This is a genomic window from Methylocapsa sp. S129, from assembly GCF_009765995.1.
In the GTDB taxonomy this organism is placed as follows: Bacteria; Pseudomonadota; Alphaproteobacteria; order Rhizobiales; family Beijerinckiaceae; genus Roseiarcus.
The window spans coordinates 330,623-341,762 of the sequence record NZ_LMUI01000042.1 but is presented as its reverse complement, the minus strand read 5'-3'; the positions used below and the strand labels follow the sequence as shown (position 1 = coordinate 341,762).

Here is an 11,140-nt window from a genome sequence, read left to right as displayed (position 1 = left end):
GCGCTTCGCCTGTCGGCGAGAAGGCTCGGGCCAGGACATGGATGTTTTGCGAATTTCCACCGCCGCCTTGCCGCCGGAGCATCGCGCCGAAACGTTCCGTGAAGTGTTCGGCCGCAAAATCCTCAAATTCGAGATGGAGCCGAAGCCAGGCGCGTTGTTTGAAGTGGATATGACGTTGCAGTCTTTGCCGGGGTTGGGCATCGGCGCTGGTTCGCTCTCCCCGATGCGCAACAGCCTCACAACCCCGCTTATCGATAACGACGATCTCATTCTCGTTATTCTACGGGCGGGCAGCGGAACGGCCCAGCAACACGGGCGAGAAGAAACCATCAGGGACGGTCAGGCGATCGTGACCGCCAATGACGCCCAAGCATGTTTTGTCGCCCACACGCAAACGCAGGTCATCAACCTTCGTTTCGAACGAAAAAAGCTGGCCGAGCAGCTCGCGGACGTCGATTCCAGCGTGCTTCGACCGATGGCGAGGGACAATCAGGCGCTGCGGCTGCTGACGTCGTACGTCCGCCTTATGAACCCGGAGTTCCCGCGCTCAACCCTGGATCTGCAGCGGATCGCGGCCGACCATATCTACGATCTGGGGGCTCTCGCGCTCGGCGCCACGCGCGACGCGACGGAGATCGCCAAGGGACGAGGCGTGCGGATCGCCCGTGTTCACGCGATCAAGGCGGATGTGATCGCCAATATCGGCGCGAACTGGCTTTCGGCGGATGCTCTCGCCGCGCGCCATGGCGTGTCCCCGCGCTATATTCGCTCGCTCTTCCAAGGCGAGGAAACGACCTTCACCGATTTCGTGTTGGGTCAGCGGCTGGCGCGCGCCCATAGGCTGCTTGTCGCATCACGCCTGGACGGCAGCTCGATCAGCGCCATCGCTTTTGAGGCCGGGTTCGACGACCTGTCCTATTTCAACCGCTGCTTTCGCCGGCGCTATGAGGCGACGCCGTCCGACATCCGCGCCGCCGCGCGGCGCGGCGGCGAAAGATAGAGCGCATCCGCAGCCGGCGCGACGACTCCCGATCGGCCGCCAAGAGATCGGCGAAAAGATACTTTCGTGTTCCGTCCAGCCCTAGGCCTGTGCCGCTTGGTCCAAGACAGGCGATTTCCCGGTCGATAGTTTGATGCGGACTCTCCAAACGGGCTCTCCGTGGCCGGAGGCTCGGAGAGAGACGTGAACACAACCCAAGAACGGGTCAGGGAGAACCATTTCATGCGCCTACACGCTTCCATCATCGCCGCCGCGACGGCAATTCTTATCGCTCTGCCCACTTCGGCCTTCGCCATATCAGGACGTTGTGAGGAATTACGCCTCGCCTGCGAACACAAAGACCAACTCGGCGAGCAAGGCGGGGGCAATTGCGCGACATACCGCGCGACCTGCCAACGGCAGATATGCTGGCAATTGCGCTACCAGTGCCTCCACAAGGATCAACTGGGCGTTCAAGGCCAGGGGACTTGCGAACAATATCGCGAAACTTGCCACCGCTAGGGCGACGCGGCGCCATGCGATGCGGACGGTTGCGGCGTGAAAACCGCCGCGCCGGCCGGTCGCGTCTGGGATATCAGGAACACCGATGTCAGGGATGATAGTCAGGTTAGGGCTGGCGGTCGCCGTGTTTGTTGGCGTCGCATGGAGTCACGAGGCGAAGGCTGACGGCCCGGCCGTCGCCCCGGCGCCGAATGCCCCAATGTTGGCCCTGGCGGCGCCTTACAATTGGAGCGGTTTCTACATCGGCGCGAACGTCGGGGGAAGCTGGGGACGCTCCAGTTCGAATGTGGTCTTCGACAAAGCTTCCCATTCCGGCGTGATCGAAACCCCCATCGGCTCGGCGTCCCAGGCCATGGGCGGCGTTCTAGGAGGTTATCAGGGCGGCTATAATTTTCAGGCGAACGGGATGGTTTTTGGCCTCGAAGGCGACTTCCAGGCCACCAGCCAGCAACGCGACGCGGTGCTCTCAGATACGGCCGTTATTCCGCATATTTGTATCGCGCCCTGCGCGCCGCCGCCGCCGACCCTCACGACGGGAACATTGGATTACGCCCGGAGCCTGCCATGGTTCGCCACGTTGCGTGGGCGGGTTGGCGTCACGCCGACGGATCGTTGGCTTGTTTACGCAACCGGCGGCCTGAGCCTCGGCGAGATAAGGACCGACGCGAATTTCGCCTTGCCGGCGGGGAGCGTCTGCGTCGCTCCGTGTACGTCAGGCGAATCGGGCGCAGGGGCCTTCAACCAGATCAAGGCGGGATGGGCGCTCGGCGGCGGCGTGGAAACCGCGCTCGGCGGCGGTTGGACGGGCAAGCTCGAATATCTGCACGTGGACTTTGGCCGCGTCAGCAACAGCTTCGCCGTCAGGACAGGCCCCTTCGATGGGACTTTCAGAGCGAGCGGCCGGGTCGCCGACGATATCGTGCGCGTCGGCGTGAACTATTCTTGGGGCGGCCCCGTCGGCGGGAAATATTAAGCAAAGATAGGCGCGAGCGCGGTTCTTCACCGCCGGATTCGCAAGCGCCGGCTCCCATGTCCTGGACGTCCGGCGTCGGCTCGGCGTCGGACGAACGCCAGTTTTGTCTTCAAGCCCGGCCTCCGAGGCGACAAGCTGCCCGCTTCCTCGACATCTGCCTGTTTCGGCGTCACAATAGGCGTTTCGCTCCTCCCTCGCGGAACCGCCTTGCTTCATGTTTTCTCTTGACGATCTCGCCAGAACCATCGCGCTGCGCGCCCAGGCCAGCAGCGAAAAGTCCTATACGCGCTCGCTGCTCGAAAAAGGGCCGCGCGGGGCGGCCAAGAAGTTTGGCGAGGAGGCGGTGGAATTGGTCATCGCCGCGGTGGGGCAGAGCGACGAAGCTTTGCGCGCGGAGGCGGCCGACGTGCTCTACCATCTGCTTGTCGTGCTCAAGTCGCGCGAGGTTTCGCTCGGCGACGTGCTTGGCGAGCTTGAACGGCGAACCACCCGCTCGGGGCATGAGGAAAAGGCGTCGCGCGCCTCGTGACGCTGGAAAGGTCATTGCGCCGGCGAAGAACGGTCCCCTATGCGGCGCAAAGCCGCGCAGTGTTGCTTGAGGTCTCATGTTGGATATGAACAATCCGGCGCCAGCGCAAATTCCCGAGGCGGTCGCTTCGCCTTTTCGGCGCTTCACCCGCGACGAATGGGCGAAACTGCGCGCCGACACGCAACTGACCCTCAACATCGAGGATCTGCGCAAACTGGAATCGATGCACGATCCGATTTCGCTCGAAGAGGTGATCGCGATCTATCTGCCGCTATCGCGGCTGCTTGCGCTCTATGTCGCGGCGACGCAGGGCCTGTTTAAAGCGACGCAAAGATTTCTGGGCGCCGACGACGGCAAGGTGCCCTATATCATTGGCATTGCCGGCTCGGTCGCTGTCGGCAAGTCGACGACGGCGCGCGTGCTGCAGGCGCTGCTGACGCGCTGGCCCAATACGCCGAAGGTCCAGTTGGTGACGACGGACGGCTTCCTGCGTCCCAATGCAGTGCTGAACCGCGAAGGCCTGATGGAGCGCAAGGGCTTTCCAGAAAGCTATGACGGCACGGCGTTGATCCGCTTCCTGTCGGACGTCAAGGCGGGCAAGCATAATGTCGTCGCGCCGGTCTATTCGCATCTGGTCTATGACGTCGTGCCCGGCGAGACGATCACGGTCGACCGGCCCGACATTCTGATCGTCGAGGGCCTCAACGTCCTCTTGCCCAATCGCTTGTCGCGCGAGGACAAGATGATCCCGTTCGTCTCGGACTTTTTTGATTTTTCGGTATTCCTGCACGCCGACGAGGCGCTGCTCGAAAAATGGTATGTCGCGCGCTTCATGCGGCTTCGCGAAACGGCGTTCCGCGACCCGCGCAGCTATTTTCACAAATATGCCGATCTTGGCGACGACGCGGCGCAGGCGATCGCGCGCGCAATCTGGACGCGCATCAATCTCGTCAATCTTCAGGAAAACATCCTGCCGACGCGGCCCCGCGCAAGCCTGTTGCTGACCAAGGGCGCGAGCCATCGGATCGAGGAAGTCGCGTTGCGCAAGCTGTGACCGGTCGGGCGTCGCTCTGCCGAAGGCGTATTGTTCGGCGCTTTGCACGGGCCTGGGCCATCGCTCTCGCGCTGCTTTTCGCCGCGCCCTCGCCTCCAAGCCTTGCGCAAGAGGCGCCGGCCGCGGCGCCCGATTGCCAAGGCCACGATCTTTCACAACGAGCGGCCTCTTACCCCCAGGCGCTTGCCTGGGCGCGGGAGGCTCGCAGCGATTGGCTTATCAACGGCCAGGGCCTGTTGTGGCGCATCGACAAGCCGAATGCCGCGCCGTCCTTTCTGTTCGGCACGATCCATTCGACCGATGAACGCGCCATCGCCATCGCAAAGACAGCAGCGGCTCATATCGTCGGCGCCAAAGTCGTCGCCACGGAACTTGGCGGTCCGTTCGACACATTCGCCTTGGCCGAGATGGGCGCGGCGATGATGGTCAAGGCTCTGGCGCGCGATGGCGACACGCTGGCTGGCCTCGCTTCGCCCGAAGACACGACGCTCATCGAGACAAATCTGGCGGCGCGCGGCGTCAACGCCGTTATGGCGCATCATCTTCGCGCCTGGTTTCTTGTGGCGCTGACGGAATCGCCGGCCTGCGAGGTCGCCAGGCAGGCGCGCGCCTTGCCGATCGTCGATCAGGTCATCGCGCAAATGGGCAAGGACCTCGGCGTGAAGGTCGTCGGCCTGGAGACCGTGGCCGAACAGACCGATGTTCTGTCGTCGATGGACCCGTCGCTGGCGGCGACTGTTCTTGTGAACACCGCCAGGAACCCCGATGTCAGCGATGATATCTATGCAACCTTGCTCGATCTTTATGTCGAGGGGAAGCCCGGTGAAATTCTGCCCGTCATCGACGCCAGCCAGATATTGACGCGGCAGGAAACCGAGGCGGAGGACGAAGTGGCCCAGCATCTGCTGGGCGGACGCAACAAGATCATGGCCGAGCGCATGCGCCCGCTGATCGAGGCTGGCGGCGCTTTTGTCGCGGTGGGGGCGCTTCATCTTGCCGGCAAAGGCGGGCTCGTCGCCTTGTTGCGCGAGGCGGGCTTTACCGTGACCGCGGTCCAGTGACGACCGCCGCAGAACCGAAGCGGGCTGGATTCTGCTTCTCAAACATACGCCGATCAGGACCGAGACCGTAAGAAGCTGGCGACCGTTCGCCAATAGACGCGAAGCTGGCGAGCGATGAGCGCAAAATGACCAAAGCGAAACGCCGGACTGACGATCCCTCGCCTGCGGACTCGAAACCGGCGAGCGATGTGCGTAAGGCGACCAGAGCGAAACGCCCGAAGAGCGCCAAACCAAAAATTGTGTTCGGGCTGGTCATCCTCATCTTCGTCGTCGCAATCGTCTTCGTCCGTTACGCCAAGCAGCGGCAGGAGGCCTATGAGGTCGAACACCCCACCCTCGCCCATTATGTGATGGCCGACAGCCTGCTCGTTGGTCGGTCCGACGAAGCGGCGATGGAGGAGCAGCTCGAAAAGCTCAACAAGGATGGCGCCGCGCAAATGATCGTCGTCGTCGAGGGGCGCCTGACGTCGGGCGCGATCGCCGAGGACACGCTGCAGATCGGCCGCCGCTACGGCATCGGCCATGCCGGCAAGAACGACGGCATCGTGCTGCTGATCGCAGCGCAGGAAAAGAAGGCGCGCATCGAAGTCGGCTATGGCCTCGAAGGCGTTCTGACCGACGCGCAATCGCGTCTTATCATCGCCAATGACATCGAACCTTATCTGGCCAAAGACGATGTCGCCGGCGCGGCGCGCCACGGCCTCGATGCGATCCTTACGCTCGTGCATCCCGCGCCTTTCGCGCAGCCCGTCGTCGAGAAGTCCGCCGTCGAGAAGCCAGGCTTCGGCCAGAGTCTCGGCGTGCTCCTGTTCATGCTGATTCCCGTGCTGATTGGAATTGGCGTCATCCAGACGATTCTTCTCGCCATCCCCGCGACGCGCAAACGCATCGCCGCTTCGAAACGCTGGGGTTGGTTCGCGCGCATGACCATTCTTGGCGGGTCGAGCAGGGACGATGAACGCGGATCGTCAAGCGGGTCTTCGTCAAGCGGCATCGGCGGCGGCGGATCGTTTGGCGGCGGCGGCGCCAATAATTGAGCCGATGTCGCATTTTCAAGCCATGAGAAAAAAACTTTGAGAAAGACAATCGACCATTTTGTTTTCAGTCGACGCAGCTTTCTCGCTGCGAGCGCAGCGGCGCTTCTGGGCGGCGGCGCTTTGGCCGCTGCTGCTGCACCCGATCCCGTCGCCGTCATCACGGCTATTTATCAGGCCGCGGTGAAGGGCGATGGGCCGAACTGGATCGACAAGGGCGAAAGGCCGCGATATCTGTCGAAATCCCTCGTCGGGCTCTGGGCGAAGACGGACAGGAAGCGGGTCGCTGACGAGGGCGGTCCTGTCGATTTCGATCTGGTCGCCGACACCAATGGCCTGACGCTCACAGGTTTCTCGCTCGCCACTGAGAAGCTCGACGAAAAGGCAGCGACCATCGCCGTCACGCTCGTCTACAAGGAAGACAATCCGCGGCCCGAACCGTCGATCGTCCACTACGATCTGGTGCGCGAAAACGGCCAGTGGAAGATCGATGAAATCCGCGGCGGCGCCTGGTCCGCGCGAAATATGCTCATGCTATTTCTGAAACAGCGAGTGCGGACGCCGAAGTTGTGAAGCTGATCAGCGATCGCGGCTTGCTCATTTGCCCCGCTCTAAAAAGCGATCCCATGCTGCGCGGCCAGCGCGGCCAGCGCGACCTGCGGGCGAGCGCCCAGATGCTGGATGATCTCGGCGGCGGCAAGGGCGCCGAGACGCGCGCAAGTGACATAATCGGCGCTGCGCGCCATGCCGGCCAGGAAACCCGAGGCGAACAGATCGCCGGCGCCCGTCGTGTCGACGACCCGATCGATCGGAAAGGCCGGCACTTCATGCGTGTTCGGCCCGTCGAGGACGATCGAGCCCTTTTCCGACCGCGTCACGATTCCAAGCACGCGCTCGGCGCGTAGCGCGTCCAGCGCCGTCGCGAAATCGGCGGTCTGATAGAGCGAGAGAACCTCTTCGGTGTTGGAAAAGATCGTATCGACAAAACCACTGCGCATGAGATCGAGGAATTCCGAGCGGAAGCGATCGACGCAAAAGGAATCCGACAGCGTCAGCGCGACGCGACTGCCCGCCTCATGCGCGATCTTCGCGGCCTTCTGAAACGCGGATTTTGCCGCCGGCCTGTCCCACATATAGCCTTCGAGATAGATGATGCCGGCGCCGCGCACGAGCGATTCATCGACGTCGGGGGGCGACAAAAACGAACTGGCGCCAAGATAGGTGTTCATCGTGCGCTCGCCGTCGGGCGTGACATAGACGAAGCAGCGTCCGGTCGCCGGCCCTTCCGCGGCGTGGCTCGTCGTGAAATCCACACCCATCGCGCGGATGTCATGGGTGAAGTGACCGCCGAGCGCATCGTTCTTCACTTTGCCGATATAGGCGCCTTTGACGCCAAAGGAGCCCACTCCGACGATGGTATTGGCCGCCGAACCGCCCGACACGATGGTAGGCTCCACGCGCGCGGCGTAAAGGCTTTCCGCGCGGGGTTCGTCGATCAGCGTCATCGCGCCTTTCCGCATTTTTTGCGCGACGAGATAATCGTCGCTTGTCACGGCGATGATGTCGACCAGCGAATTGCCCAGACCCAGAACTTCGACCGCGCGCGTCATATCTTGGATTTCCCTAACAAAAGCGCGCCCTCCTCGCATCCTGGCGGGTTCGCGTCAATGCGTCGTTTTTTGCCCGGGGCGCTCAACCCGCGCAGACTTGTGGGGGATGCCGTTTGGCGCGATATAGAAATTTCGATGATGCGAGAAAATATGCCTTGGTCAGGAGCGAAACGGACGACGTCGCGGTGAATCCAGGCGCGCGCCCGGAATCGGCGTCCTTCATCCAGGCCCATATGCGTCTCGCCCCAGCGCTTTTTCTTCCTGAAATCCGCCTTTACGCCGCCCATCCGGCGAGCGGCCTGCGGCGGCTTGTCGATCCGCACCGAGCGGGCGGCGATCCGCCGCCCTACTGGGCCTATCATTGGGCCGGCGGCGCGGCGCTCGCCCGTTACATCCTCGATCGGCCGGCAACGGCGGCGGGCGTCCGCGTTCTGGATCTTGGCGCTGGCTCTGGCGTCGTTGGCATAGCTGCGGCGATAGCTGGAGCGAGGACGGTGTTGGCTGCCGACATCGATCGCAATGCGATCGCCGCGATCGGCCTCAACGCCGCCGCCAATGGCGTCACGATTACAGCGGTCGAAGACGATCTCACCGCCGGGCCGCCGCCCGAGATGGACCTCATCGCGGTCGGCGACCTCTTTTACGAGCAAGGGCTCGCGACGCGGGTTACGGCCTTCCTCGGTCGTTGTGTCGCGGCGGGCGTCAGGGTTCTCATCGGCGATCCCGGCCGCGCCTATCTGCCGCATGCGCGGCTTCGCCTGCTCGCCGAATATCCGATTCCCGATTTTGGCGACGCCAAAGACGCCGCAACGAAGCGGAGCGCCGTCTTTTCGTTCGAGTAAAAATGCTCGGGGCTTGCGAATCACATAAGTGTATGCTTATGTATTGTCATGTCCGAGGCGGAAATCTTCAAAGCCCTTGCCGACCCCACGCGCCGCGCCGTCTTCGAACGGCTGGCGGACGGGCAAAAGAACGCCACGCAATTGCGCGGCGGCCTCGCCATATCCCAGCCGGCGATGTCGCAGCACCTGGCCGTGTTGCGCTCGGCCGGCCTCATCGCCGAGCAGCGCAGCGGACGAAACGTCAATTATCGCGTCAGGCCGGAAGGATTGGCGCAGATGGTTCGATGGCTGCAGCGCTATCAGATCTTCTGGCCGGAACGGGTGGATGCGCTGAAACAGCTTTTGAAGGAGATGGATCAATGAAGTCGCGCCGCGAAACACCCCCGGATCAGCGAATTCTGCGCTTCGAATATGAGCTCGACGCCCCGCCCGCCAAAGTATGGCGGGCTTTGACGGTGCCCGAATTCGTCGCGCGTTGGCTCACAGCGCCTCTCGTTGAGACCGGATCGGGCGCGCCCGATCCTGAAGGCGTAAAGCCGTTCCCATCGGCGCCCTTTTCTCTTCGCGTGATGGAACAGGAATCCTGCCGATTCGTTCGCTACGCCTGGCGCGAGGAAGGAAGTCTGGTTTTCGACAATATCGTCACCTTCCGCCTGCATCCCAATGATTCGGGCGGCACAACCTTCAACATTGTCCATGAGCTAACCAACGCGTGCGGCCCGTTGGCGAGCCGCGACATGGCGAACGACAACACGCCGCGGCTACGTCTCGCCGCCTGATTCCCCTTCATTCTTATTCCAGGAGCTTTTCGCCGATGCGCGACATGATGCAGCTTGTCCCGATGGTCGTTGAGCAATCAGCGCGCGGCGAGAGATCGTTCGACATCTATTCCCGCTTGCTGCGCGAACGCATCGTCTTCCTGAACGGCGAGGTGGAGGATGGCATAGCGGGGCTTGTCTGCGCGCAATTGCTGTTTCTGGAGGCTGAAAATCCAAAGAAGCCGATCGCCATGTATATCAATTCTCCTGGCGGCGTGGTCACCAGCGGACTGGCGATCTACGACACCATGCAGTTCATCAGGAGCCCGGTCGCCACGCTCTGCATGGGCACGGCGCGCTCGATGGGATCTTTCCTGCTGATGGCGGGTGAGCCGGGACATCGCTCCGCTCTCCCCAACGCCAGCATCCACGTTCACCAGCCGCTCGGCGGTTTTCAGGGCCAGGCGTCCGACATTCTCATCCATGCCGAGGAGACGCGGCAAACCAAGCATCGCCTCGCAAGCCTTTACGCGCGCCATTGCGGACGTTCCTACGAGGAAGTGGAAAAGACGCTCGATCGGGATCACTTCATGACCGCCGAGGAGGCCATGAAATGGGGGATCATCGACGCCGTCGTCGCCAAGCGAAGCGACGCCGAAAACAACGACGCGGCGGCGCCATGATTGTCTCTTGAAGGGGCTACGCGCGACGCAACGGCCTGCAGCGTTCAATCTCCCGATCGATCCGGGCGCCAAGCTCATCGCTCACGGGCGTCATGGGTAGGCGCACCTCAGGGCTGTCGATCAGACCGACGCGCCACAACCAGTGCTTGATCGGCGCCGGGCTCGGTTCGGCGAACAGCAGTCGCGGCAGGTCGACGAGCTTTCTCCAATCCGACAATGCGCCGGCCTGATCGCCTTCCATCAGCTTGTTTCGAATGGTCGCGAAGGCGCGCGTTTCAACATGCGCCGCGGCGAGAATGCCGCCGTCCGCTCCCTGGGTCAGCGCTCCGTAAAAGAGGGCGTCCTCGCCAGTGAGCACAGCAAAACCAGGCGGCCGGTGGCGCAATAGATCAAAGGACTGCGCCGGATCGGCCGAGCAATCCTTGACGCCGACGATGTTCGCATGCCCGGCCAGTTGCAACATCGCCTCATTGCCGAGATTGACGCCGGTGCGATAAGGGATGTTGTAGATGAGAATGGGGTGTGAAGCGCTATCGGCCAGAGCGGAGAAGTGGCGCAACAGCCCTTGCTGGGATGGCCGGGTATAGTAGGGACAGGCGATCAGATACCCGTCGACAGCCCAGGAGGCGGTGCGCTCCAGCGCCTTGACGCCCTTGCGCGTATCGCTGCCGGATAGTCCGAGATAGACCGGCGCGCGCTTTCCGATCCTGGCAAGTTCGGCCGCGATTGTGGAAGTGAGCCGCTCGGCCTCCTCTTCATCCAACGTCAAGCCTTCGCCGGTCGTGGCGCCCAGGATCAGGCCGTCAATCGGTTCCGTGGCAAAGTGCTTTATAAGTCGGCGCAGCGACGGTTCATCGAGCGCGCCATCGCGAAACGGCGTGACGAGCGGCAGCCATAAGCCCCGCGGCGACGAATGATTGTTTTCCATTGTAATCCCTCTCCTGCGAAGCCGGAGACGGGAATAAAAAAAGACCCCGTCCAAACCGGCGGGGTCCAACTCGATCCTTATGCGTTGCAAATTACCGCGCGCGACGAGCTCTGCCCCCTGTTACGGGGGATTTTTTCGACGTCGCGAGCTTGGAGCGTTCAAGGATC

The 11,140-nt window shown here is 62.5% G+C and carries 13 protein-coding genes; 11 read left to right on the top strand and 2 right to left on the bottom strand.

Features of this window, described 5'->3' with window-relative positions; all coding sequences use genetic code 11:
- Window positions 1-37 precede the first annotated feature (37 nt).
- The 7 genes from GSQ90_RS22255 (at window position 38) to GSQ90_RS22225 (ending at window position 6,725) form a co-directional block, all read left to right on the top strand.
- Window positions 38-1,000, top strand: a complete 963-nt coding sequence (locus GSQ90_RS22255) for a helix-turn-helix transcriptional regulator (protein ID WP_158817069.1) — start codon at window positions 38-40, stop codon at window positions 998-1,000.
- A gap of 586 nt (window positions 1,001-1,586) precedes the next feature.
- Window positions 1,587-2,474 carry an outer membrane protein gene (locus tag GSQ90_RS22250; RefSeq protein WP_210254944.1) on the top strand — a complete coding sequence of 296 codons (888 nt, stop codon included), beginning with the start codon at window positions 1,587-1,589 and terminating at the stop codon, window positions 2,472-2,474.
- A gap of 214 nt (window positions 2,475-2,688) precedes the next feature.
- The gene (locus GSQ90_RS22245) at window positions 2,689-3,003 is read left to right on the top strand and encodes a phosphoribosyl-ATP diphosphatase (RefSeq protein WP_158817067.1); all 315 of its coding nucleotides are present in this window, start codon (window positions 2,689-2,691) and stop codon (window positions 3,001-3,003) included.
- Between the two features lie 85 nt (window positions 3,004-3,088).
- Window positions 3,089-4,057: a type I pantothenate kinase gene (coaA, locus tag GSQ90_RS22240; RefSeq protein WP_158817360.1), complete on the top strand. Its 969-nt coding sequence runs from the start codon at window positions 3,089-3,091 to the stop codon at window positions 4,055-4,057.
- Entirely contained in the window at window positions 4,054-5,118 is a 1,065-nt protein-coding gene (locus GSQ90_RS22235; protein WP_158817066.1) for a TraB/GumN family protein, read from the top strand. The genes coaA and GSQ90_RS22235 overlap by 4 nt, the downstream gene beginning before the upstream one ends.
- A gap of 125 nt (window positions 5,119-5,243) precedes the next feature.
- Complete coding sequence (locus GSQ90_RS22230) at window positions 5,244-6,155, top strand: YgcG family protein (protein WP_158817065.1); 912 nt, start codon at window positions 5,244-5,246, stop codon at window positions 6,153-6,155.
- Window positions 6,156-6,191: 36 nt separating this feature from the next.
- Window positions 6,192-6,725 carry a DUF3828 domain-containing protein gene (locus GSQ90_RS22225; protein WP_158817064.1) on the top strand — a complete coding sequence of 178 codons (534 nt, stop codon included), beginning with the start codon at window positions 6,192-6,194 and terminating at the stop codon, window positions 6,723-6,725.
- A gap of 38 nt (window positions 6,726-6,763) precedes the next feature.
- Here GSQ90_RS22225 and GSQ90_RS22220 read toward each other — a convergent pair whose 3' ends face one another.
- Entirely contained in the window at window positions 6,764-7,762 is a 999-nt protein-coding gene (locus GSQ90_RS22220) for an adenosine kinase (protein WP_158817063.1), read from the bottom strand.
- 233 nt (window positions 7,763-7,995) lie between these two features.
- Here GSQ90_RS22220 and GSQ90_RS22215 point away from each other — a divergent pair, with 233 nt between their 5' ends.
- The 4 genes from GSQ90_RS22215 to GSQ90_RS22200 are packed head-to-tail and all read left to right on the top strand — an operon-like array spanning window position 7,996 to window position 10,045.
- Window positions 7,996-8,604: a methyltransferase gene (locus GSQ90_RS22215; RefSeq protein WP_158817359.1), complete on the top strand. Its 609-nt coding sequence runs from the start codon at window positions 7,996-7,998 to the stop codon at window positions 8,602-8,604.
- Window positions 8,605-8,652: 48 nt separating this feature from the next.
- Window positions 8,653-8,967: a helix-turn-helix transcriptional regulator gene (locus GSQ90_RS22210; RefSeq protein ID WP_158817062.1), complete on the top strand. Its 315-nt coding sequence runs from the start codon at window positions 8,653-8,655 to the stop codon at window positions 8,965-8,967.
- Complete coding sequence (locus tag GSQ90_RS22205; RefSeq protein WP_158817061.1) at window positions 8,964-9,383, top strand: SRPBCC domain-containing protein; 420 nt, start codon at window positions 8,964-8,966, stop codon at window positions 9,381-9,383. Before GSQ90_RS22210 ends, GSQ90_RS22205 begins: the two co-directional genes overlap by 4 nt.
- Before the next feature lie 35 nt (window positions 9,384-9,418).
- On the top strand, window positions 9,419-10,045 hold the full coding sequence (locus GSQ90_RS22200) for an ATP-dependent Clp protease proteolytic subunit (protein ID WP_158817060.1): 627 nt from the start codon (window positions 9,419-9,421) through the stop codon (window positions 10,043-10,045).
- 16 nt (window positions 10,046-10,061) lie between these two features.
- Here GSQ90_RS22200 and dapA read toward each other — a convergent pair whose 3' ends face one another.
- Window positions 10,062-10,973 carry a 4-hydroxy-tetrahydrodipicolinate synthase gene (gene dapA / locus GSQ90_RS22195; protein ID WP_158817059.1) on the bottom strand — a complete coding sequence of 304 codons (912 nt, stop codon included), beginning with the start codon at window positions 10,971-10,973 and terminating at the stop codon, window positions 10,062-10,064.
- Window positions 10,974-11,140 lie beyond the last annotated feature (167 nt).

Excerpts from the sequence above, each read along its gene's own strand:
- GSQ90_RS22220 (WP_158817063.1), bottom strand. The coding sequence starts at position 7,762 with ATGACGCGCGCGGTCGAAGTTCTGGGTCTGGGCAATTCGCTGGTCGAC.
- GSQ90_RS22245 (WP_158817067.1), top strand. The coding sequence starts at position 2,689 with ATGTTTTCTCTTGACGATCTCGCCAGAACCATCGCGCTGCGCGCCCAG.
- GSQ90_RS22255 (WP_158817069.1), top strand. The coding sequence starts at position 38 with ATGGATGTTTTGCGAATTTCCACCGCCGCCTTGCCGCCGGAGCATCGC.
- dapA (WP_158817059.1), bottom strand. The coding sequence starts at position 10,973 with ATGGAAAACAATCATTCGTCGCCGCGGGGCTTATGGCTGCCGCTCGTC.
- GSQ90_RS22210 (WP_158817062.1), top strand. The coding sequence starts at position 8,653 with ATGTCCGAGGCGGAAATCTTCAAAGCCCTTGCCGACCCCACGCGCCGC.
- GSQ90_RS22200 (WP_158817060.1), top strand. The coding sequence starts at position 9,419 with ATGCGCGACATGATGCAGCTTGTCCCGATGGTCGTTGAGCAATCAGCG.
- GSQ90_RS22230 (WP_158817065.1), top strand. The coding sequence starts at position 5,244 with ATGACCAAAGCGAAACGCCGGACTGACGATCCCTCGCCTGCGGACTCG.
- coaA (WP_158817360.1), top strand. The coding sequence starts at position 3,089 with ATGAACAATCCGGCGCCAGCGCAAATTCCCGAGGCGGTCGCTTCGCCT.
- GSQ90_RS22205 (WP_158817061.1), top strand. The coding sequence starts at position 8,964 with ATGAAGTCGCGCCGCGAAACACCCCCGGATCAGCGAATTCTGCGCTTC.
- GSQ90_RS22250 (WP_210254944.1), top strand. The coding sequence starts at position 1,587 with ATGTCAGGGATGATAGTCAGGTTAGGGCTGGCGGTCGCCGTGTTTGTT.
- GSQ90_RS22215 (WP_158817359.1), top strand. The coding sequence starts at position 7,996 with ATGCGTCTCGCCCCAGCGCTTTTTCTTCCTGAAATCCGCCTTTACGCC.